Below are 20,717 nucleotides of genomic sequence, written 5' to 3'. Positions count from 1 at the left end.
TTATTCGGCGGGAACGCCCACGCCGGAGCGGAAGAGGCTGCGCTCAACGGCGCGCTTTTCCGGACGATGGCGCGTCAGCGCCAGGATGAAGCCGGCCGTGACGCAGATCGCCACCATGGACGAACCGCCATAGGAGATCAACGGCAGGGTCATGCCCTTGGCCGGCAGCAGCTCCAGGTTCACGCCGACATTGATCATCGACTGGATGCCGATCTGCAGCACGAGTCCGGCGACCGCAAAGCGGTTGAAGTCGTTGCGCTCGCGGAACGCATGCGACAGGCCGCGCATGACGAGGAAGGCGAAGATCGCCACCACGACCATGCAGAAGATGATGCCGAACTCCTCGGCCGCGACGGAGAAGATGAAGTCGGTATGGCTATCAGGAATGATGCGCTTGATGACGCCCTCGCCCGGCCCTTGGCCCAGCCAGTCGCCACGGATGATGGCTTCACGGGCGGTGTCCACCTGGAACGTATCGCCCTCGCCTGTCATGAACCGGTCGATACGGCCCGCGACGTGCGGCAGCACCGTATAGGCGACGACCAAACCGCCGACGCCGGCCCCGCCGAGCAGGATGATCCAGATCCACGGCATGCCGGCCATGAAGAACATACCGCCCCAGACGGTGGTCGTGAGAATGGTCTGGCCTAGGTCGGGCTGGGCGACGAGTAGCGCCGCCACCATACCGAACAGCAGGATGGCAAAAAGGTTTCCAGGGATTTCCGGCTGGCGGGCATGTTCGGAAAACAGCCAGGCGCAGACGACGACGAAGGCCGGCTTCATGAATTCGGACGGCTGGATCGACAAGCCGGCGAGCGAGATCCAGCGGCGGGAACCCTTGACCTCGGCACCGAAGAACAGCGCCAGCACCATCATGGCGAGCGACACGATCAACAGGATCATCGCCGCACGGCGCACCTGCCGGGGCGTCAGGAAGGAGATCGCGATCATGATGCCAAGCGAGGGCAGGAGAAAGGCTGCGTGCCTTTTGACAAAATGGAAGCTGTCGAGGTTCAACCGCTCGGCGACCGCCGGACTTGCGGCGAAGGACAGCATGAAGCCGATCCCCATCAACAGAATGAAGGTCGCCAGGAAGAACCTGTCGATCGTCCAGAACCAGTCGGCCACAGGGCCACGTTCAGCACGGCTTACCATCTCTTCGTCCCCTTCAACGGCGCAGCGCGCCCGTATCCTTTTCGTCAGGGCTCGTGGCCCCATCAGCCGCCGGGCGGCTATATCAACATCGTCACACCATCGATCGCAGCGACATGCTTCACGAACGCTTCGCCACGAACCTCGAAATTCTTGTACTGGTCGAAACTTGCGCAAGCCGGGGACAGCATGACGGCCGACGGGCCGCGCTCGTCCTTCGCCGCATCCGCCGCCGCATGTGCAACCGCCTGCTCCAGCGTGCCCGAAATCTCGAACGGAACGGCGTCACCCAGCGTCGCCGCAAAGGCGGGCGCCGCCTCGCCGATCAGATAGGCCTTGGCGATCTTCGGAAAGAACGGCGCAAGCGTGGTGATGCCGCCCTCCTTGGGCAGGCCACCGGCGATCCAGTAGATGCGGTCATAGCTCGATAGCGCCGGTGCCGCCGCATCGGCATTGGTCGCCTTGCTGTCATTGACGAAGACGACGTCGCCCTTGCGGCCGACCGGCTGCATGCGATGCTTGAGGCCCGGGAACGAGGCAAGCCCGTCGCGGATTTCGGCCTCGGAAACGCCGACCGCAAGGCAGGCGGCGATGGCGGCCGCCGCATTCTGGGCATTGTGATTGCCGCGCAGGGTGGCGATGCCATCGAGGTCAGCGAAGACCGTGGCCAGTCCGCCTTCGGCGCGCATGATCCGCGTTTCGTCAGCGTAAAAACCCTCCCCGAGCGGGCGATGGCGGGCAATACGGATGACATGACGACCGGCCAGCGCTGCACGGTCGGCGACGGCTTCGGTATAGACATCGTCTACACCGACGATCGCGGTATCGCTCCCGGCGATCAGCCGCTCCTTGATCCCGGCATAGTGTTCCATGCTGCCATGCCGGTCGAGGTGATCCGGTGTCAGATTGAGCAGGATACCAGCCGTCGGGTTGATCGTGGGGGCAAGGTCGATCTGGTAGGACGAGCATTCGACAACGAAGAAGCGGCCCGACGCCGGCGGGTCGAGCGTCAGGACCGCAGTGCCGATATTGCCGCCAAGCTGCGTGTCGCGTCCGCTCGCCTTCATGATATGGGCGATCAGTGCCGTCGTCGTCGATTTGCCGTTGGTGCCGGTGATGGCGATGAACGGACAATCCGCCGCCACGGCGGCGCGCTCGCGCACGAACAGTTCGACATCGCCGATGACCTCGACCCCGGCCGCTTGCGCAAGATCGACGGTCCAGTGCGGCTTCGGATGCGTCAGCGGCACGCCGGGCGACAGCACGAAGGCGGCGAAGGCCGACCAGTCGGCGTGATGAAGATCACCGGTGCCAACACCGGCAGCCGCCGCCTTGGCGACGCTGTCGGGATTGTCGTCCCAAGCGGTGACCTCGGCGCCGCCGGCGACCAGAGCCTGCGCGGTTGCCAGCCCCGAGCCACCGAGACCGAAAAGGGCGACCTGCTTGCCGCTGAATGTGGTGACGGGGATCATCGGCCTACCGCAGCTTCAGGGTCGACAGGCCGACCATGGCCAGGATGACCGCGATGATCCAGAAGCGGATGACGACCTGGCTTTCGGTCCAGCCGAGCTTTTCGAAATGATGGTGGATCGGCGCCATCAGGAAGACGCGCTTGCCGGTGCGCTTGAACCAGAAGACCTGGATGATGACCGACAGGGTTTCCATGACGAACAGGCCGCCGATGATGACCATGACGATCTCGTGCTTGGTGGCGACGGCCACCGTGCCGATCAGGCCACCGAGCGCCAGCGAACCGGTGTCGCCCATGAAAATGGCGGCCGGCGGCGCGTTGAACCACAGGAAGCCGAGACCAGCGCCAATGACGGCGCCGAGGATGACGGCCAGTTCGCCGGTGCCGGGCACGAAATGGATCTGCAGGTAGTTGGCAAAGACCGCGTTACCGGCGAGATAGGCGATGACACCGAAGGACGCCGCCGCGATCATCACCGGGACGATGGCGAGACCATCCAGACCATCGGTCAGGTTGACGGCATTTCCGGCGCCGACGATGACGAAACCGCCGAACAGGATGAAGAAATAGCTGAGATTGAGGGTGAAATCCTTCAGGAACGGAAAGGTCAGCGAGGAGCCGAAGGTCGAGCCGGCGACGCCGGCCGACAGGGCCGTCCGCATCATGAAAAACACGGCGATGGCGGCGATCAGGAACTCAAGACCAAGGCGTGCCCGGCCGGAAAACCCCTTGTCCGACTGCTTGGTGACTTTCAGGTAATCGTCATAGAAGCCGATGGCGCCGAAACCAAGCGTTACCAGCAGCGTCGACACGACGTAGACGCTGGACAGATCGGCCCAGAGCAACGACGAACCGACGATGCCGGCCAGGATCATCAGGCCGCCCATGGTCGGCGTACCGGCCTTCTTGAAATGGGTCTGCGGTCCATCGGCCCGGATCGGCTGGCCGCGGCCCTGGCGCACACGCAATGACGAAATCATCCGTGGTCCGAACAGGAAGACGATCAGTGCGGACGTGAACAAGGACGCGCCGGTACGGAATGTGATGTACCGGAACAGATTGAAAAACTGAAAATGGTCCGCCAGTTCGACAAGCCAGATGAGCATGAGGGACCTTTCCCCAAAGGTTCGTTGCAGATCCCATTCATCAGAATCAACGAATGGAAGAATAGCTGCGTGGTATCAAAAGTGTCAGCACCGGACATCGGCCTTCAAAGCCTTGTCCTATGCTTATTCCGCCTGTCCTGTTCCGGAAAATGCCGGATATGCATCGAGAAGCGCCGTGACGATCCTGCCGCAGCCCGTTCCCTTCGACGACTTGATCATCACCACGTCCCCCGTGGTGATCGACGCCATCGAAAATTCCTTCAATTCATCGACCGTCTGGCGATAGACGACATCGATGTCGGCCGGCAGCGCATCGCGCAGATGCGCCATTTCCGGTCCGGCAAGCCAGACGTCGCGGATACCGGCCTCGACCAGCGGGCCGGCGAGTTCGGCGTGGACGCGACCTGCGAATTCGCCCATCTCCAGCATATCGCCGAGCACGGCGATCCGCCGCCCCTCGCCCGACACCTGCGCATCCCTGAGCAGCGCGATCGCCGCCCGCATGGATGCCGGATTGGCATTGTAGCTTTCATCGATCAGCGTGAACGAACCAGAGCCGTTCGAGAGGTGATGGCGTGTGCCACGTCCTTTCTCCGGTTGCAGCGTCGCAAGCGCGGTCAACACTGCTTCCATGTCTGCTCCGACAAGGCTGGCGGCACCGATCACAGCCAGGGCATTTTCGGCGATATGGCGGCCGGGCGCGCCCATCTGGATTTCCAGTGTCTTGCCGTCAACGACGGCCCAGAGGACCGCACCTTCGGAGCCGCCGGTAAACTCGACCATGCGGAAATCGGCCTTGGGGCTGCTACCGAAGCTGTGGACATGGGCAACGCCCTGAATGGCTGCTGCCTTTTCCAACGCGTCGAACTGGTCGTTGTCGCGATTGAGGATCAGGTGGCCATCATCGACGAGGCCTTCCATGATCTCCGCTTTGGCAGCCGCGATCTCGCCGAGATCCTTGAAATTGCCGAGATGGGCTGCGGCGATCGTGGTGATAACGGCCACATGCGGGCGCACCATCTTGACCAGCGGCCGGATTTCATCGGCATGGTTCATGCCGATTTCGAAAATGCCGAAATCGGTGTTTTCCGGCATGCGCGACAGGGTCAGCGGCACGCCCCAATGATTGTTGAAGGAGGCAACGGAGGCATGCACCCGGCCGGACGGCTCCAGCACATGGCGCAGCATTTCCTTGGTCGTCGTCTTGCCGACCGAACCGGTGACAGCGATGATCTTGGCGGCGCTGCGGTCACGCGCGGCGCAGCCGAGGCGGACCATGGCATCGAGCACATCGTCGACGACGATCATCGGTGCGTTGAGACGGCCGAGCGCCGGCAGCTTGGCCTCGCTGACCACCAGCAACGCCGCGCCGTTCGCCATGGCGACACCAGCATAGTCATGACCGTCGACACGGTCGCCCTTGATAGCAAAGAAGGCCTCATCCTTGCCGAGCGAACGGCTGTCGATGGAAATGCCGGTGATGCCTTCGGGCAGTTTTCCCATCGGCCGCCCGTGCATGGCCGCCATCAGGTCGCTGGTTGTCCAGAGAAAGCTCAAATCAATGCCCTCCCAATGCTTTGCGCAGTTCGGCATGATCGGAGAAGGGTAGCGTGACCGAGCCGACCGTCTGGCCCTCCTCGTGCCCCTTGCCGGCAACGATCAGCGTGTCGCCTGATTTCAGCATCTCGACGGCGGCCTTGATCGCCTCGGCGCGATCGCCAATTTCGGTGGCCCCCCTGGCGGCGGCCATGATCTCGCTGCGAATGGTGGAAGGAACTTCCGAACGCGGATTGTCGTCGGTGACGATGACGATATCGGCGAGCCTTGCGGCGATCTCGCCCATGATCGGACGTTTGCCCTTGTCGCGGTCACCGCCACAACCGAAGACCACGATGATGCGGCCTGTGGTGAAGGGGCGAACCGAGGTCAGCACGTTTTCCAAGGCATCAGGCTTGTGCGCGTAATCGACATAGGCGAGCGCGCCGTCCTTGGTATGGCCGACCAGTTCGAGACGGCCGGAGGCGCCCTGCAGCTTTTCAAGCGCCGCCATCGTCGCCTTGGTGCTGACGCCGGTCGACATGGCAAGGCCCGCGGCGACCAAAGCGTTGGAAATCTGGAAATCGCCCGCCAAAGGCAGATGAACCTCGAAGATCGCATCGCCGACATGGATTTCGGCAACCTGCTTGTGACGGAAATGCTCGACGCGTTTCAGGCTGAGATAATCGCCCTTGCGCCCGACGGTCAGGACCTCTTGGCCAGCGGCCTCGGCGGCAGCGATTGCCTGGCCGGACCAGGCATCGTCAGCGAAGATCACCGCCGGCGAACCCTTCGGCAAGACGCCGTCGAACAGCCGCATCTTGGCCGCCATATATTCCTCGAGGGTCGGATGATAATCCATGTGGTCACGGCCGAGATTGGTGAAGCCGGCGGCCGCGAGGCGAACTCCATCGAGCCGGTTCTGGTCAAGCCCGTGGCTCGATGCTTCCATCGCCGCATGGGTGACGCCGGACTGGGCGAGTTCGGCGAGCAATTTGTGCAAGGACACCGGATCCGGGGTCGTCAGCGAACCATAATCGTTGCGGCCGGGCGCGATGACGCCCGTCGTGCCGATCATCGCCGCGGCAAAGCCGGCATGGGCCCAGATCTGGCGGGTGAAGGAGGCAACCGAGGTCTTGCCTGCCGTTCCGGTGACCGCGACCATCGTGTGCGGCTGGACGCCGTAGAAATTGGCGGCAGCGAAGGCGAGGACCTGACGGGGCAGCGCCGCAACCAGAACCGGCACGGCTGTTCCATTGCCCGGATTTGCGCCCGCAACCACCGCTGCCGCCCCGCGCGCGATCGCATCGGCAATGAAGACGTTGCCATCGGCCTTGGTGCCTGAAAGCGCTACGAACAGCGAACCCGGAACAACCTGCCGGCTATCGGCGGTAATCGCGACAATATCGATATTGCCGGCTTCAGGGTTCAACTGCGCGGCAATTTCGGGGAAATCTTTCCCGATCAGGTCTTGGATCTTCATGGAAGCACTTTTCAAAACAAACCGATGCGCCGGGCGGCGAATCCTCCTGATTGTCATTCCATGGTCAATAAGACACAAGCAAGGCAGAACCGTCCTCGCCGAATTTCGGCTCAATGCCCAAGAGTGGCGCCGAACGGCTGATGATGTCGCGGACCATGGGCGCCGCCGTGTTGCCGGCCAGCGCTGCGCCATTGCCCTTGTCGGTCTTCGGCTCATCGATGAAGGTCAAAACCACGTAACGCGGATTGTCGATCGGGAAGCCGGCCAGGAACGCGTTGAAGTTGGCGTCGCTGGAATAGCGACCGTTCTTGACCTTGTCCGCCGTTCCCGTCTTGCCGCCGACATTGTATCCGGGCACGCGGGCGTTCCTGCCTGAGCCGTTGACCCCATTCCAGCGGAACAGGAAGCGCATGTCGTCGCTTGTCGACTTCTTGATGACCGCCGTCGAAACGGCGGCAGCCTCTTCTTCCGTACGCGGCAGGAAGGTCGGCTCGATCAGATTCCCGCCGTTCAACAGCGCCGCGCCGGCGACAGCCGTCTGCAACGGCGTGGTCGAGACGCCGTGGCCGAAGGAAATGGTGATCGAGTTGATCTTCTTCCATTCGCGTGGCTGGCTCGGCATCTTCACTTCCGGCAGTTCCGTCTGCATCCTGGTGAGCAGACCAAGCCTGGTCAGGAACTCCTTGTGGCCGGCGATGCCGACGATATCCGCCATCTTGGCGGTGCCGATGTTCGACGAATACTGGAAGATTTCCGGCACGGTCAGGACGCGGTGCTTGCCGTGGAAGTCCTTGATGGTGAAACCGCCGATGCGGATCGGGAAACGGGCATCGAAGCTGTCTGTCAGCTTCACCTTGCCGGAATCGAGCGCCATCGCGGTCGTGAAGGACTTGAAGGTGGACCCCATCTCGAACGTGCCGTTCGACATGCGGTTCATCCAGCCTTCCTTGGCGCCATCGGCCGGTTTGTTCGGGTCGTAGTCCGGATAGGAGACCATGGCGAGGATTTCGCCGGTCTTGACATCCATTACCACGCCACCGGCGGCCAGAGACTTGAACTTGCCCATGGCATCGACCACGACATCGCGCAGGATGTTCTGGACGCGCAGGTCGATCGACAGCTTGACGGGCTCGAGTTTGGCATTGCTGGTCATGCCGATGGCGGCAAGATCGGCCAGCCCTTGGCTGTCGATGTAGCGCTCCATGCCGGCAATGCCGCGGTTATCGACATTGACATGACCGACGATATGCGACGCGGTCGCGCCACCGGGATAGAAGCGGCGCTTTTCCGGACGGAAGCCGATGCCGGGAATGCCAAGCGCGAGAATTTCGCTCTGCTGCTTCGGGGTCAACTGACGGCGCAGCCACTGGAACCGAGATTGCGACTTCAGCTTGTTATAGATATCGGCGACATTGAGATTGGGCAGGACGGTCGCGAGCTGCTCGACGGCGTCATCCGCATCGACGATCTTGTGCGGTTCGGCATAGAGCGAGACCGTGCGGATGTCGGTTGCGAGGATTTCACCGTTGCGGTCGAGAATATCCGGGCGCGAGGCCATCAGATTATCGCCGCGGCCAATGCTGGAAACGGTTTCCGGCTGCGCCAGACCATATTGCACGAGGCGCCCGCCGATCACGCAGTAGACGGCGGCGAAGCTGGCGATGACGATCGCGACGCGACTTCTCGCCTGATTGTTGTTGCGCTTGCGCGTGCCCTCGAAGGGCCGCCCCATGTCGCCTGGATGATTGTTGCCGCCGGCGGAGAAATGCGCCTTGCTCTTGACGACCATGATACGAGACAGAAAAGACATCAGCGCGCCACCGAACCCGTTTCTACATCATCGGTATCGTCGGCTTTGACCACCGGCTTCTTCGACTTGCCCTTCCCCATGCCCATGGCCTCCAGAACATCCGCTGGCGGCGGAAGCTCGGATCGGAGCATCGGCAATTCCTGCGGCTGGGCGATCTGGGTTGAGGCGGTCGGGGCGAGCTGCAGGTCCTGCTGATAAAGACCGACCAGTTTTTCCAGTCGGTTCGGCTGCGTCAGCAGCGCCCAGTCGGCGCGCAGGAGGTCGATCGTGTCTTCCTCCAGCTTGATCTCGGCTTCCAGCTTGCGGACTTCTTCCAGCTTGTTCTCAGCCTGGTGCTTGATCGTATAGGTGACCGTCGCGGCGGCCGTCATGACGACGATCAGGACGATGTCCAAAGTACGCAACATCTCTCAGCTCCCCATCTTTCCAAGGCTCGCAAGGTTGGGCAAATCGAATATGGACAGATCATCTGCCTCGGGCGGGGCATCGGTCCGGCTACCCACCCGCATCTTGGCGGATCGGGCACGCGGATTGCGGGACGCTTCATCTTCGCTGGCCGCCACCATGGACTTCCCAACTGGTGCGAAAGTTGCCGCGCGTTCATGCGCAACAGGAAGATGCCGGGAACCGGACGCCTTGCCGGCCCGATCCAGGAAGAATTTCTTGACGATACGGTCTTCCAGTGAATGAAAGGTCACCACAGTCAGGCGGCCACCGGGCTTCAGCACCTGCTCGGCGGCAAACAACGCACGGGCAAGCTCGCCAAGCTCATCGTTGACGAAGATGCGCAGCGCCTGGAAGACGCGGGTCGCGGGATGGATCTTGTCCTTGGCCTTGCGCGGCGTGACGATTTCGATGAGGCCGGCCAGGTCACGCGTGGTGACGAAGGGCTCTTCGAGACGCCGCTTTTCGATGGCGCGGGCGATACGGCCGGACTGCGGCTCCTCGCCGAGAAAACCGAAAATGCGCGTGAGATCAGACACCTTGGCGCGGTTGACGACATCAGCCGCCGAAACACCGTCCGACGACATGCGCATGTCGAGCGGCCCCTTGCGCTGGAAGGAAAAGCCACGGTCGGCTTCATCGATCTGCATAGAGGAAACGCCGATATCGAGCACGACACCGTCCAGGCCACCTTCCGGCACATGCTGGGCGAGATCGGAAAAACGGGAATGCACCAGTGTAAGATGGCCGTCGCTTGCCTCGACCAGAGACTGCCCACCGGAAATGGCTGCCGGATCCCGATCGAGCGCGATCACATCGGCGCCGGCGGCCAGGATTGCCGCCGTGTAACCGCCCGCCCCGAACGTGCCGTCCAGGATGACCTTGCCGGGCTGAAGGTCGAGGCTCGCCAGAACCTCGGGGAGAAGAACCGGAATGTGACGGACCGGTCCGCCATCGGCATCAGTAGAACCTCCGCCTTGATCCGCCATCATTCCGTTTCTCCACTCTAGTCCGAACGCAGACCTCGCAACCTGCGCTCTTCCCGTGCCGCCGCCTGCGTCTCGATAAACACGTGCGGCGCCCACAACTGAAAATGATCCGCCCGCCCCACGAAGGTGACCTCCGCGGTTATTCCGGTGAAATCGCGGATAAAATCCGTGACCATCAGCCGGCCTTCCTGATCGAGCTTCATGAAGACCCCGCCCCCATGAACAAGGAGCGACATCTGATTGGCCTGCGGCGAAAAGGGATCCTCGCCACTGATTTGCCTTTCGAAACGATCCAGAAGGTCCGGACCGCCGGCGCTGATAGCCGGAAAAACAAAATCCTGGAAGCAATAAAGCTCCCGAATATCGAGCACAGACAGAACCGAGCGAAACATCGAGGGAACAGAAACCCGCCCCTTCGAGTCGATCCGGTTTGTCGCATGCGATAGGAAGCGGTTCATGACGCAATACAGCCGTTTCCGGTAGACATGCCGGCCCCAACAGCCCGCGCGCACCCTCAGAACAAAACACAGCACTCCAACGACGGACGACATGTCCGCGCGAAAACCCCTGGCAGGGCGATCCCGAAACTTGCGGTGAATGGGCCTTAATCAGCCCTTGTGCAGTGCATGATTGGGATAGCATGGGACCATATGGGCGTCAATGGGATTTGCTCTGTTTCGGCATGCGCGTCGAGCAAATATTGATAGTCTGTTAAGTTTAACAAATGGTTACGATTGGACTGGCAACACCTTGGATTCAAAGCCGAATCCCGGCATGCAAAAATAACTAATTTAAATTTTAGTAAAATCTAAAAAGAACAACCATTCAAGCGGATACGCGATTTGCGAAAACGCCAAAAGATTGATCAAAAAAGAGGAAATGTGCCAGTTGGCCTGTAAGCCGGGTTCTGTATGGCACCGGCCCGAAAGCCGGAACGTGGCAGCCATTCATCTGGGACAACGCTTGCACGCTGCCTCCTGCAACCCACCCGGATGACTGGCCCGGAAAAGGCCGGTCCGCTTGCGCGAACCGCGTCATCCCTATTCGGTCTTGCTCCCGGTGGGGTTTGCCTTGCCGCCCATGTTGCCATGCGCGCGGTGGGCTCTTACCCCACCCTTTCACCCTTACCTGCGCGGGCGCAGGCGGTATTCTCTCTGTGGCACTTTCCCTGGGGTCGCCCCCGCCGGACGTTATCCGGCACCGTTTTTCCGTGGAGCCCGGACTTTCCTCCCCCCGCAACCTTTCGGTCCTAGCGGAGCGCGGCTGCCCGGCCAACTGGCAGGCGGTGCATAACCGAGCCTCCGGCCAATTGCCAGCGCCAAAAGCAAAAAGGTTCAGCGATGCGATCTGTTACCGGAAGCAGACCGCGAAATCCGTCTCGTATTCCGGCGCGTCGAGCACGCCGTTCTGCAGCAACAGGGCCCCCAGCCGGCCGATCTCGTCCGAACTCTTGGCCGCCGCGCCATTGCCGCCAGTCAGGACAGCGACCCGGTCCGAATCGGCAAAACCGATATAGGGATAGCCATGGCGGGTAAACGTGGTGACGCAGGGCTTCCAGGTCAGCGATGCCGGTTTGAGAGATGGCATGGCGCGCGACAGGAGGCCCGCCATATGATCGGCCGCCGTCCGATTGGCCGCGCCTCGGAACCAGGCGCGCACATCCGGTTCGCTGCCAATGTTGATATCACTCGGGTCACCACCGATCTTGATGTAGAATTTGCCGTCGGGATAACGGATCGGCGGCAGGAGGTAATAGCTCTGGTCCTGCTCCAGAGCGGCCTCGATCAGCGACGGCATGCGGGCAAACCGGGCGACGTCCCCTTCGGCTACCTCTGCGAACAATACGGTGCGCGCCTTGACGGTGAGATCGAGTGGCCGGGACAGCAATGGCTTGGCAATGGAAAAGCCGCCGGCGGCGATCAGAGCACGGTCGGCAGTGAAGACCTTGCCCTCGACGGTCCGGACATTGATGACAGCGCCGACGCGCACCACCGCCGAAACCTCGGAACGAACCACCCGGACGCCGGCCTTTTCGGCGAGGACGACCTGCGCTTCAACCAGCGCCCGGGGATTGATGTGCCCGGCATTACGCGGTTCGAAAACACCGCAATAGTCTTCCGGAAACTGGAACCAAGGGAAACGGGTAGCGACGTCCTTCGCTTCGATGAAGGGTGCTTCGACACCCAGCCGGTCGCGCGCGGCAATGACCTGTTCGAGATAGGTATCCACGCCGCCCGGTGCGGGTGCCGTGATCAGGCAGCCGGCTTCGCTGTAAAAGCCAATGCCGCTTTCGGTTTCAATCCTGCCGTAGCGCTCGATCGACCGCTGCGCCAGAAGCGCCCAGACGGGATCCGGATCGATCGTCCGAGTGATCCGGCCATTGTCGTAGTGACTGGAGAAAACACCCTGGTGATTTTCCCAATCCTGCGGTTCATCCGGGCCGATGAGCGCGATCCGGGCGCCGCTCTGGCCCAAATGCCGGGCGGCGGCAGCCCCCATCATGCCCTTGCCGACAATGATAAAATCGAATGTTTCCGCCATGATCCGCCATTCCCCGCAACGATCAGGCGGAGATATCACGGCGAAGCGAGGCTGACACCCTCGGATCGGAAAAATGCCGGACAGAACCCGAAACCATTACAGCGCCGCGCGTCCAATATGACGCGCAAAGGTCGCTGTAACACTTTAAATCGGCTGCATAATTTTCTCCTTGAATCGATTCCGATCTAAGGAATCATGCGGCAGGCCGGCATCGTCCGCCTCAGTTGATGATCGCCTGCACCTTGCCGCAATAGCGGCGCGACACCGGGTTCATCCTTTTGGCCCCATGGCCGGCATTGTAGCGCAGGATCGTGCCGCAGGTGAAACCACCCGACAGTTCATGCGCCTCGGCGAGGTATTTCATGCCGAACTTGATGTTGGTCTCGGGATCGAACAGGCCGCGCTTGCCGCCGGAATAGCCCATCATTCGCGCCGTGGCGGGCTTGATCTGCATCAGGCCGATCTCACCGGCGCTGCCGCGCGCCTTCGGATTGAAATTGCTTTCGACCTTGATGACCGCATGGGCGAGATCGACCGGCACGCCGTACTGCTTGGCATAGGTCTGGATCAGGCCCGCATAAACGGAATTTTTGAAGGAAACATCCGGAACCGGATAACCCGTCGTGCGCGTGGCCGACGGAATGGCGGATGTGATGGTCTTGTCTTTGCCCCCGGCATACGACGTTTCAACCCCGGAAAACAGCATGCAGAAGCATGCCGCGGCCGCAGCAAGTTTCGATAGTCTCATATGAATTGAAGTCTCCGATTCCGGGCCGATGACGTTGAGGACGCACCCCGTCCTGCCGTCAAACATCCCGATTCTCATCATCAACAGGAGAAGGCCGAAGCCGTGCAAATCACCTGCGGTTTGGTATGGCCGCAAAAGACCCGCGCATCATGGTGATGATGTGGCAACGCACAAAACTAGTGAGATCGTCGGAAAAAGAGCCTGTCGGAAAACACGTTTCCGGCGGCCTTTCAAAGGCTGAAATCCGGCAGCGCGGACAGAAGCCGGTGCAGCGTATCGAGCGTTGAAATATCAGCGATCCCGTCGACCTGGGCGGGGCGGAAATGCCGCTGGAACGCGGCCACGGCACCTTCCGTCTTCTCGCAAAAAACGCCTGTGACTTCAATTCCGTAGCCGTAGAGCGACAGCATGGTCTGTACCGCCTCGACGGGCTGGCCCTGATCGCCACGCTGGAAGAACCGGCCGCCGCCGATCGGGGCCGGCGCAACCCAGTGCCCTACCCCGGCGGCATGCAGCGTCGCCCACGGGAATTTTTCGCCCGGATCGACCTTGCGAATGGGGGCGACATCGCTGTGTGCGAGCACGCGTTCAGGGGTAATAGACCACCGTTCGCCACAGTTTCGACACAGTTCAACGACTGCTTGGATTTGCGCGAAAGGGAAATCCGGCAATCCGCCGGGGTGGCCAACATTGGCGATTTCGATGCCGATCGAACGTGAGTTGATGTCGGTCTCACCTTTCCAGAGGCTCTTGCCCGCATGCCAGGCGCGCCGGCTCTCCGGCACGAGCTGATCGACGCGGCCATCCTCGTGGACAAAATAATGGCTGGAAACCTGGCTCTCTTCACGACACAACCAGTCGAGTGCCGCAGCCGCCGTTTCCATGCCCGTGTAATGAAGAATGATCATGTCCGGCGCCTGGACGCCGACCCGCTCCCCATGATTGGGCGACGGCACGACGCGCGCGGCGGAATAGTCGCAGGCGAAGTCCGTCATGCGGCGCGACGTTCTTTCTCGATGGCCTCGTAGGCGGCATTGAGCGCGGCCATGCGGTCATTGGCAAGCGCGTGGAGTTCTTCCGGCACGCCACGAGCCACCAGCATGTCCGGATGATTTTCCGAAACCAGCACACGGTAGCGCTTGCGGATGAGCGAAAAATCGTCCTTCGGCGATACGCCGAGAATCTTGTAGGGATCGCTGCCGGCATGAACATGCCGGGCCATGATTTCCTGGAAACGCTCTTCCTTGATCTGAAAAATTTCCGCGACGCGCATCAGGAAGGACAACTCTTTTTCGTGCACGGCGCCATCGGACTTGGCAATATGGAACAGGCCGTCGATGATGTCTTGGAGGACGGGGCAGTTCTGCTCGCAAGAAACGCAAAGCGCCGCCAGGCGTTCGGCATAGGCTTCATAACCGGCGACGTCCTGGCGGGCGAGATTGTAGAGCCGTGCGACATTCTGTGCCTGGTCGTCGGGAAACTTGAAAATATCGCGGAAGGCCGAGACCTCGGTCTCGGTGACGATGCCATCGGCTTTTGCCATCTTCGCCGAAAGCGCGATCATGGCGACGGAAAAGGCCACCTTGCGGCGGGTTTCGGGATCGCCTTCGAACAATGTCCGAATCGCTTCGACCACACCGGCGAGCGCATTGCCCGTCGCGTTGACGATGCTGAGGATGCTGTCCCAAAACGATATGGCTACGTGCTTTCCCATGGTCTCTTCATAAGCAAAAGGTTTAGGCGATGCGCCGGGGCCGGGTGTCCGAGCGGGATACCAGTCTGGCCGAAGGCCCTATCGTCATCTGAAAATACAATCTTCCGGTCTTCAGCATGACCAGAGTTCAGGATCTATTGCAAGGCGGCAATCCGAAACCTGAGGGCCAAATGACGAATTTGTGATGGCACCTCATTATCTGCGCATTCATGCCAGTGATCATCCAATAAGGCAAATGAATTTGACGGGAAACGGTTCCGGATGCGAGCGCAACATCTCTATCCTTCACATCCGGCTGCGGAGTTCGCATGCGCATTTCGACACATCCGCAGGCCATGGGCATGGTGCTCGGACTGATCGGCGTCACCATCTTCGGTGCGACGCTGCCGATGACCCATATCGCGCTTGGCGGGTTTTCGCCTTTCTTCATTACATTCGGCCGTGCCGTCATTGCCTCGGTTGCCGCCGGGCTGACACTCATCCTGTTGCGCAAGCGTTGGCCAAAGGGACAGGGCGGCATGCTGCTCGGCGCCGGCATCTGCGTGGTTTACGGCTTTCCGATCTTTTCCACCACGGCAATGCAGACCATTCCGGCAAGCCATGGCGGTGTCATTCTCGGGATCCTGCCTCTCCTGACCTCGATCTTCGCGGCAATCGTCGATGGAGAGCGGCCAGGTCCGGCCTTCTGGGCCTATGGTCTGGCGGGCGCGGCGCTCGTCGTCCTTTTCTCCATCCGCGACAGCGGCTTCCATCTGCAGGCCGGCGATCTCTGGTTGTTCCTCGCCGCCGTCACCGCCTCGCTCGGTTACGTTCTGTCGGCAAAGGTCTCGCGCATCCTTCCCGGCTGGGAAGTCATTTCCTGGGCGCTGGTCATCACCGCGCCGCTGTCTATCGTCGCGACGCTTCTGGTCATGGAAAGCGGCGTCCATGCGCCGACCAACAGCGAACTGGGGGCGCTTGCCTATCTCGGCCTGATGTCGATGTTCGGCGGTTTCGTCTTCTGGAATGCAGGTCTTGCGCTCGGCGGCATCGCCCGCGTCGCGCAGGTGCAATTGCTGCAATCCTTCGTCACGCTCGCCGTCTCCGCCATGCTCGTCGGCGAAGCGATCAGCCCCGCGACGATCAGTTTCGCGGTGGCGGTCGCCCTCATCGTCTGGCTTGGCAGGAAGGCGCGTATCGCCTGACGCACACTCTTCTGTATGTCATTTAACTTCCATGGGAATTGCGATAGACAACGTCGAACGATCCCGCCGATACCCTTGAGGAGGAACCATGGCCAAACAGAAAGTTGCAATGCTGACCGCGGGTGGGCTCGCGCCCTGCCTGTCTTCCGCAGTCGGTGGCCTGATCGAACGCTATACGGATATCGCCCCGGACATCGAACTGGTCGCCTATCGTTCCGGCTATCAGGGACTTCTGCTCGCCGACCGTATAGAAATCACCCGCGACATGCGCGAAAAGGCGCATGTCCTGCACCGCCACGGCGGCTCGCCGATCGGCAACAGCCGCGTCAAGCTGACCAACACCGCCGACTGCGTTAAGCGTGGCCTCGTCAAGGAAGGCCAGAATCCGCTGCGGGTCGCCGCCGAACGACTGGCCGCCGACGGCATCACCATCCTGCACACGATCGGTGGTGACGACACCAACACGACCGCGGCCGATCTCGCCGCTTATCTCGGCGCCAATGGCTACGACCTCACCGTGGTCGGCTTGCCGAAGACAGTCGATAACGACGTCGTGCCGATCCGCCAGTCGCTGGGCGCATGGACGGCGGCCGAATATGGCGCGAAGTTCTTCGACAATGTCAGCAACGAACAGAGTGCGGCACCCCGGACGCTGGTCGTGCACGAAGTCATGGGCCGCCATTGCGGCTGGCTGACCGCCGCAACCGCCCGCGCCTATATCCAGCATATCGACGACCGGGAATTCGTCGATGGCTTCATGATGAACCACCAGATGAAGAATATCGATGGCCTCTACCTGCCGGAGACCGCGTTCGATCTCGAAGCGGAAGCAGCACGCCTGCGCGAGACGATGGACAAGACCGGCTTCGTCACCCTGTTCATCTCGGAAGGTGCCTGCCTCGACGCCGTCGTCGCCGAGCGTGAAGCAGCCGGCGAAGCCGTCAAGCGCGATGCGTTCGGCCATGTGAAGATCGACACGATCAATGTCGGCGGCTGGTTCTCCAAGCAGTTTGCCGCCCTTCTTGGCGCCGAACGCTCGATGGTGCAGAAATCGGGATACTATGCCCGCTCGGCTCCCGCCAATATCGATGACTTGCGCCTGATCCAGGGCATGGTCGATCTCGCGGTCGAAAGCGCGCTCAACAAGGTCTCCGGCGTCACCGGCCATGACGAAGACCAGAACGGCAAGCTGCGCACGATCGAATTCCCGCGCATCAAGGGCGGCAAGCACTTCGACACCTCGGTCAAGTGGTTCGGCGAAGTGATGGATGCCATCGGACAGACGTGGAAGAACGCCAGCTGATTTCTCCCGGATAGTCCCGGACTTCGATCCGGGAAATCACACTTGACGGCTCCGTTTGCGCATGGCTTCCTCGATCGAAGACCACGTTCAAACGGAGCCGTTTTCATGTCGATCGAACACTGGCTGGCTTTCGTCGCGGCATCCGCCATCATGCTGGCGATTCCCGGCCCAACCATCCTTCTCGTCATTTCCTATGCGCTCGGCCATGGTCGCAAGACGGCTGGCGCCACCGTCGCCGGCGTGGCGCTCGGCGATTTCACCGCCATGACAGCCTCCATGCTTGGCCTTGGCGCCCTGCTCGCCACCTCGGCCGCGATCTTCACCGTCTTGAAATGGGTCGGCGCCGCCTATCTGGTCTGGCTCGGCATCAAGCTGTGGCGCGCACCCATTGCGCGGGAATCAGCCGACGGCACCATGGCCGCTCCGGTCGAGCGGCCCCTGCGAATCTTCCTGCACACCTATATCGTCACGGCGCTGAACCCGAAGAGCATCGTTTTCTTCGTGGCCTTCCTGCCGCAATTCCTCGATCTCAGCCGTCCGCTGTTCAATCAGATGCTGATTTTCGAGACGACATTCCTCGTTCTTGCCACCATCAATGCAACGACCTACGCGCTCATGGCATCGGCCGCGCGCAAGACTATTCGCAAGCCGAAAGTACAGGCGATCGTCAACCGGACAGGCGGTACTTTGCTCGTCGGCGCGGGGCTTCTGACAGCCGGTTTGAGGCGGACGGCGACGTGAAAAGCGGCACCGGCTTGCGATCGTTTTCCCTATAGGTTAATGAGGTTTCGCGCATGGCGGTTTTTGACCGCTGATTTGCGGGCAATGATTTGCCTGCCAGCATGAAAGCGACAGCATGGCAAAAACCCGATTTTCCGTTAACAAACCGGCCGTTACGGCCTGCGCCCTGATCTCGGCAACGCTGCTTGGCGGTTGCTCGAGTGTCGAGCGGACGCCGATGGAACAGCTGATGGCGGTGCAGACGGTGACCCCGCTGCCGAAGCCCGGAACGGAAATGACGGCTTACGCACTGCCCACACCGGATGGCGCCACGGCCGCGACAGCCGCCGCCCTTGCCGCCGAAACCGCGATGATGAAGCCCGGCGAAACGGCAACGACGCAGGTCGCGACGGCCACGCCGGCAGTCATGACGCCATCGGCAGCCAACGCGCTCGTGACGCCGCAGCAGGCTTCGGCAAGCGTCCAGGCGGCAACCGCCGTCGTCATTCCGGAAACCGCCAATGCACTTGTGCCGGCAACGACTGAAACCTCTCCGCTGCTTCCGCAGGGCATGGTGATGATGGCCGCGATGGAGTCGGATTTCGACACCGGCGAACCGGTCGGCCTCGAAACGCTCGTTGCCAAACGCATGATCGTACCGATGCCGAAGCCGTCGATCGGCCAGAGCGCTATCGCAATGGCGAAGGCTATTCCGGACACCTTGGGAATCACCCAGAAGCCGACAAGCTCCCGCCCGGAACTCGATCGCCTGATCGCCTATTACGCCAAGCTCAACAATATTCCGGAAGAACTGGTTCACCGCGTCGTCAAGCGCGAAAGCACCTACAATCCGCGCGCCTACAACAGCGGCAACTATGGCTTGATGCAGATCCGCTACAACACGGCCAAGGGTCTTGGCTATGAAGGGCCGGCTGAAGGCCTGTTCGATGCCGAAACCAACCTGAAATATGCGACGAAATATCTGGCCGGCGCCTGGATGGTGGCCGACAACCAGAATGACGGCGCGGTCAGGCTCTATGCCAGCGGCTACTATTACCACGCCAAGCGCAAAGGCCTGCTCGATACGCTCGGCATGCGATAAGTCCGGCGAATTCGCGGAAGCAGTTTACTTTCTGGAGGCGGTCATTTGACCGCCTCTATTATTTTGGCCTCCAGGACGCGCACGTCATAGCCGCTGCGCGACGGTGTCAACCCAAGTCGCACGACGGCAAGACCAAGGGATGGCACCAGCATCACCGTCTGGCCGTCATGTCCTTGCATCCAATAGGCATCCGGCGGCAAAGCCGGGCCGCCATCACGTCCATACTGTGTCCAGACCTGCCCTGCTCCGTAACGTCCTTTGGACGCTTTGGTCGGCGTGCGCATGAAATCGACGAAACCGTTCGGCAGCAATTGCTCGCCGTTCCAGTTGCCGTTCTGCAGGAGGAACAGGCCGAACCGGCCCCAGTCGCGCGCAGTGGCATACATGTAGGAGGAACCGACGAAGGTTCCGTGTGCGTCCGGCTCCAGTACGGCGCTGGTCATGCCGAGCGGCCTAAACAGCGCCACGCGCGGAAAGGTCAGTGCCTCGCGGACGCTGCCGAACGTATCCATCCAGAGCCGCGAGAGGATCGTCGTGGTGCCGCTCGAATAGTTGAAGCGCTCGCCCGGTTTTGCCTCGAGCGATTTGTCCGCGGCGAAATCGGCCATGTCGCCTTCAAGGTAAAGCATGCGGGTGACGTCGGTCACATCACCATAGTCCTCGTTGAACTGCAGCCCGCTCTGCATCGCCATCAGGTCGGCGAGCGTGATCTGGTGGCGCGGATCATTGCGCCATTGCGGCAAAAGCTCGGTGCGATCGAGCGCCATCTCTCCGTCGCGAATACGGATTCCGATCAGCGCCGCCGTCACCGACTTGGTCATCGACCAGCCGAGCAGCGGCGTCGCGCTGCTGAAACCGTCGGCATAGGTCTCGGCCAGGATCCGGCCGTTCTTGATCACGAGGATGGCGCGCATTCCCGGACCGGCCAGTTGCTTATCCATCACCAGCGTCTGCACCGCCGGATTGATCGCCGTGCCGCTGCCATCTGGCCAGGGCTTGGAATCATCCACCTGCTGCGCACGACGGCGGAGTTGCCGGTTACCCGGAAATGCGGCGAACTCGCCCTGTGTCACATTGGTGCAGCCAAGTCCTTCGCGGTAGATGGCATGCCCCGGCGCGGCAAAGCCGAACATGCGCGCCGTCACGGTCTTGCGGGTCTCATCGACGGAAATGCGCACGAGGCGCAGTAGCGGATGGCCCGGTGCCTGGACGTCGTCGGCCAGCACGACCTGCGGGTCGCGTCCGGCAACAAAGACATTGGAGCAGACGATCTTGGCGGCATAGCCGTCACCGACGCGCAGCAGTTCCGGCGGCATCACGACGAGCCAGGCCACAACGCCCGCAATGGCTGTCGAGACCGAGCCCGCAAGCCACAACCATTTTCTGCGCATACGCATCGTCCCTGCTTCGCGAC

General features: G+C 61.4%; 18 protein-coding genes and 1 other RNA gene. 4 read left to right on the top strand and 15 right to left on the bottom strand.

Annotation, left to right across the window (positions count from 1 at the left end; all coding sequences use genetic code 11):
- From ftsW to ACST81_RS10850, 14 genes are all read right to left on the bottom strand, one after another.
- Complete coding sequence (gene ftsW, locus ACST81_RS10915) at positions 1–1,155, bottom strand: putative lipid II flippase FtsW (RefSeq protein WP_438753262.1); 1,155 nt, start codon at positions 1,153–1,155, stop codon at positions 1–3.
- Between the two features lie 77 nt (positions 1,156–1,232).
- Positions 1,233–2,624, bottom strand: coding sequence for a UDP-N-acetylmuramoyl-L-alanine--D-glutamate ligase (gene murD / locus ACST81_RS10910; RefSeq protein ID WP_438753261.1), 1,392 nt, complete (start codon positions 2,622–2,624; stop codon positions 1,233–1,235).
- Positions 2,625–2,628: 4 nt separating this feature from the next.
- Positions 2,629–3,729: a phospho-N-acetylmuramoyl-pentapeptide-transferase gene (gene mraY, locus ACST81_RS10905; RefSeq protein ID WP_438753259.1), complete on the bottom strand. Its 1,101-nt coding sequence runs from the start codon at positions 3,727–3,729 to the stop codon at positions 2,629–2,631.
- 123 nt (positions 3,730–3,852) lie between these two features.
- The gene (locus ACST81_RS10900) at positions 3,853–5,286 is read right to left on the bottom strand and encodes a UDP-N-acetylmuramoylalanyl-D-glutamyl-2,6-diaminopimelate--D-alanyl-D-alanine ligase (RefSeq protein WP_438753258.1); all 1,434 of its coding nucleotides are present in this window, start codon (positions 5,284–5,286) and stop codon (positions 3,853–3,855) included.
- 1 nt (position 5,287) lies between these two features.
- Positions 5,288–6,748 carry a UDP-N-acetylmuramoyl-L-alanyl-D-glutamate--2,6-diaminopimelate ligase gene (locus tag ACST81_RS10895; RefSeq protein WP_438753257.1) on the bottom strand — a complete coding sequence of 487 codons (1,461 nt, stop codon included), beginning with the start codon at positions 6,746–6,748 and terminating at the stop codon, positions 5,288–5,290.
- Between the two features lie 64 nt (positions 6,749–6,812).
- Positions 6,813–8,558 (bottom strand): peptidoglycan D,D-transpeptidase FtsI family protein, encoded by a 1,746-nt coding sequence (locus tag ACST81_RS10890; protein ID WP_438753255.1) that lies wholly within the window; start codon positions 8,556–8,558, stop codon positions 6,813–6,815.
- Positions 8,558–8,965 (bottom strand): cell division protein FtsL, encoded by a 408-nt coding sequence (gene ftsL / locus ACST81_RS10885; RefSeq protein WP_438753253.1) that lies wholly within the window; start codon positions 8,963–8,965, stop codon positions 8,558–8,560. Before ftsL ends, ACST81_RS10890 begins: the two co-directional genes overlap by 1 nt.
- A gap of 3 nt (positions 8,966–8,968) precedes the next feature.
- Positions 8,969–9,994 carry a 16S rRNA (cytosine(1402)-N(4))-methyltransferase RsmH gene (rsmH, locus tag ACST81_RS10880; protein ID WP_438753251.1) on the bottom strand — a complete coding sequence of 342 codons (1,026 nt, stop codon included), beginning with the start codon at positions 9,992–9,994 and terminating at the stop codon, positions 8,969–8,971.
- A 14-nt stretch (positions 9,995–10,008) separates the two neighbouring features.
- On the bottom strand, positions 10,009–10,449 hold the full coding sequence (gene mraZ / locus ACST81_RS10875; RefSeq protein ID WP_438753250.1) for a division/cell wall cluster transcriptional repressor MraZ: 441 nt from the start codon (positions 10,447–10,449) through the stop codon (positions 10,009–10,011).
- A gap of 422 nt (positions 10,450–10,871) precedes the next feature.
- An RNA gene (rnpB, locus tag ACST81_RS10870) (RNase P RNA component class A) lies at positions 10,872–11,270 on the bottom strand.
- Positions 11,271–11,341: 71 nt separating this feature from the next.
- On the bottom strand, positions 11,342–12,532 hold the full coding sequence (locus ACST81_RS10865; RefSeq protein WP_438753248.1) for an NAD(P)/FAD-dependent oxidoreductase: 1,191 nt from the start codon (positions 12,530–12,532) through the stop codon (positions 11,342–11,344).
- Between the two features lie 220 nt (positions 12,533–12,752).
- Positions 12,753–13,280, bottom strand: a complete 528-nt coding sequence (locus ACST81_RS10860; RefSeq protein WP_438753246.1) for a lytic transglycosylase domain-containing protein — start codon at positions 13,278–13,280, stop codon at positions 12,753–12,755.
- Positions 13,281–13,510: 230 nt separating this feature from the next.
- The gene (locus ACST81_RS10855) at positions 13,511–14,275 is read right to left on the bottom strand and encodes an N-acetylmuramoyl-L-alanine amidase (protein WP_438753244.1); all 765 of its coding nucleotides are present in this window, start codon (positions 14,273–14,275) and stop codon (positions 13,511–13,513) included.
- Positions 14,272–14,976 carry a TerB family tellurite resistance protein gene (locus ACST81_RS10850; RefSeq protein WP_438753505.1) on the bottom strand — a complete coding sequence of 235 codons (705 nt, stop codon included), beginning with the start codon at positions 14,974–14,976 and terminating at the stop codon, positions 14,272–14,274. The genes ACST81_RS10855 and ACST81_RS10850 overlap by 4 nt, the downstream gene beginning before the upstream one ends.
- Before the next feature lie 326 nt (positions 14,977–15,302).
- On the opposite strand from ACST81_RS10850, the gene ACST81_RS10845 reads away from it, so the two are divergent.
- The 4 genes from ACST81_RS10845 to ACST81_RS10830 all read left to right on the top strand — a co-directional run bounded on the left by ACST81_RS10845 (position 15,303) and on the right by ACST81_RS10830 (position 19,303).
- On the top strand, positions 15,303–16,178 hold the full coding sequence (locus ACST81_RS10845) for a DMT family transporter (protein WP_438753243.1): 876 nt from the start codon (positions 15,303–15,305) through the stop codon (positions 16,176–16,178).
- Between the two features lie 88 nt (positions 16,179–16,266).
- Positions 16,267–17,481, top strand: coding sequence for a pyrophosphate--fructose-6-phosphate 1-phosphotransferase (locus ACST81_RS10840; RefSeq protein WP_438753242.1), 1,215 nt, complete (start codon positions 16,267–16,269; stop codon positions 17,479–17,481).
- Positions 17,482–17,586: 105 nt separating this feature from the next.
- Entirely contained in the window at positions 17,587–18,222 is a 636-nt protein-coding gene (locus tag ACST81_RS10835; protein ID WP_438753239.1) for a LysE family translocator, read from the top strand.
- Between the two features lie 115 nt (positions 18,223–18,337).
- Entirely contained in the window at positions 18,338–19,303 is a 966-nt protein-coding gene (locus tag ACST81_RS10830; protein ID WP_438753238.1) for a transglycosylase SLT domain-containing protein, read from the top strand.
- 41 nt (positions 19,304–19,344) lie between these two features.
- Here ACST81_RS10830 and ACST81_RS10825 read toward each other — a convergent pair whose 3' ends face one another.
- On the bottom strand, positions 19,345–20,694 hold the full coding sequence (locus ACST81_RS10825) for a serine hydrolase domain-containing protein (RefSeq protein WP_438753237.1): 1,350 nt from the start codon (positions 20,692–20,694) through the stop codon (positions 19,345–19,347).
- Positions 20,695–20,717 lie beyond the last annotated feature (23 nt).

The organism is Pararhizobium sp. O133 (assembly GCF_051669845.1).
Lineage (GTDB): Bacteria > Pseudomonadota > Alphaproteobacteria > Rhizobiales > Rhizobiaceae > Pararhizobium.
This window is presented reverse-complemented; position numbering and strand designations above follow the sequence as displayed.

Coding starts and splice junctions, on each gene's coding strand:
- mraZ (WP_438753250.1), bottom strand. CDS start 10,449: ATGAACCGCTTCCTATCGCATGCGACAAACCGGATCGACTCGAAGGGG.
- ACST81_RS10835 (WP_438753239.1), top strand. CDS start 17,587: ATGTCGATCGAACACTGGCTGGCTTTCGTCGCGGCATCCGCCATCATG.
- ACST81_RS10840 (WP_438753242.1), top strand. CDS start 16,267: ATGGCCAAACAGAAAGTTGCAATGCTGACCGCGGGTGGGCTCGCGCCC.
- ACST81_RS10860 (WP_438753246.1), bottom strand. CDS start 13,280: ATGAGACTATCGAAACTTGCTGCGGCCGCGGCATGCTTCTGCATGCTG.
- ACST81_RS10895 (WP_438753257.1), bottom strand. CDS start 6,748: ATGAAGATCCAAGACCTGATCGGGAAAGATTTCCCCGAAATTGCCGCG.
- ACST81_RS10865 (WP_438753248.1), bottom strand. CDS start 12,532: ATGGCGGAAACATTCGATTTTATCATTGTCGGCAAGGGCATGATGGGG.
- ACST81_RS10825 (WP_438753237.1), bottom strand. CDS start 20,694: ATGCGCAGAAAATGGTTGTGGCTTGCGGGCTCGGTCTCGACAGCCATT.
- ACST81_RS10890 (WP_438753255.1), bottom strand. CDS start 8,558: ATGTCTTTTCTGTCTCGTATCATGGTCGTCAAGAGCAAGGCGCATTTC.
- ftsW (WP_438753262.1), bottom strand. CDS start 1,155: ATGGTAAGCCGTGCTGAACGTGGCCCTGTGGCCGACTGGTTCTGGACG.
- rsmH (WP_438753251.1), bottom strand. CDS start 9,994: ATGATGGCGGATCAAGGCGGAGGTTCTACTGATGCCGATGGCGGACCG.
- murD (WP_438753261.1), bottom strand. CDS start 2,624: ATGATCCCCGTCACCACATTCAGCGGCAAGCAGGTCGCCCTTTTCGGT.
- ftsL (WP_438753253.1), bottom strand. CDS start 8,965: ATGTTGCGTACTTTGGACATCGTCCTGATCGTCGTCATGACGGCCGCC.
- ACST81_RS10845 (WP_438753243.1), top strand. CDS start 15,303: ATGCGCATTTCGACACATCCGCAGGCCATGGGCATGGTGCTCGGACTG.
- mraY (WP_438753259.1), bottom strand. CDS start 3,729: ATGCTCATCTGGCTTGTCGAACTGGCGGACCATTTTCAGTTTTTCAAT.
- ACST81_RS10830 (WP_438753238.1), top strand. CDS start 18,338: ATGGCAAAAACCCGATTTTCCGTTAACAAACCGGCCGTTACGGCCTGC.
- ACST81_RS10855 (WP_438753244.1), bottom strand. CDS start 14,275: ATGACGGACTTCGCCTGCGACTATTCCGCCGCGCGCGTCGTGCCGTCG.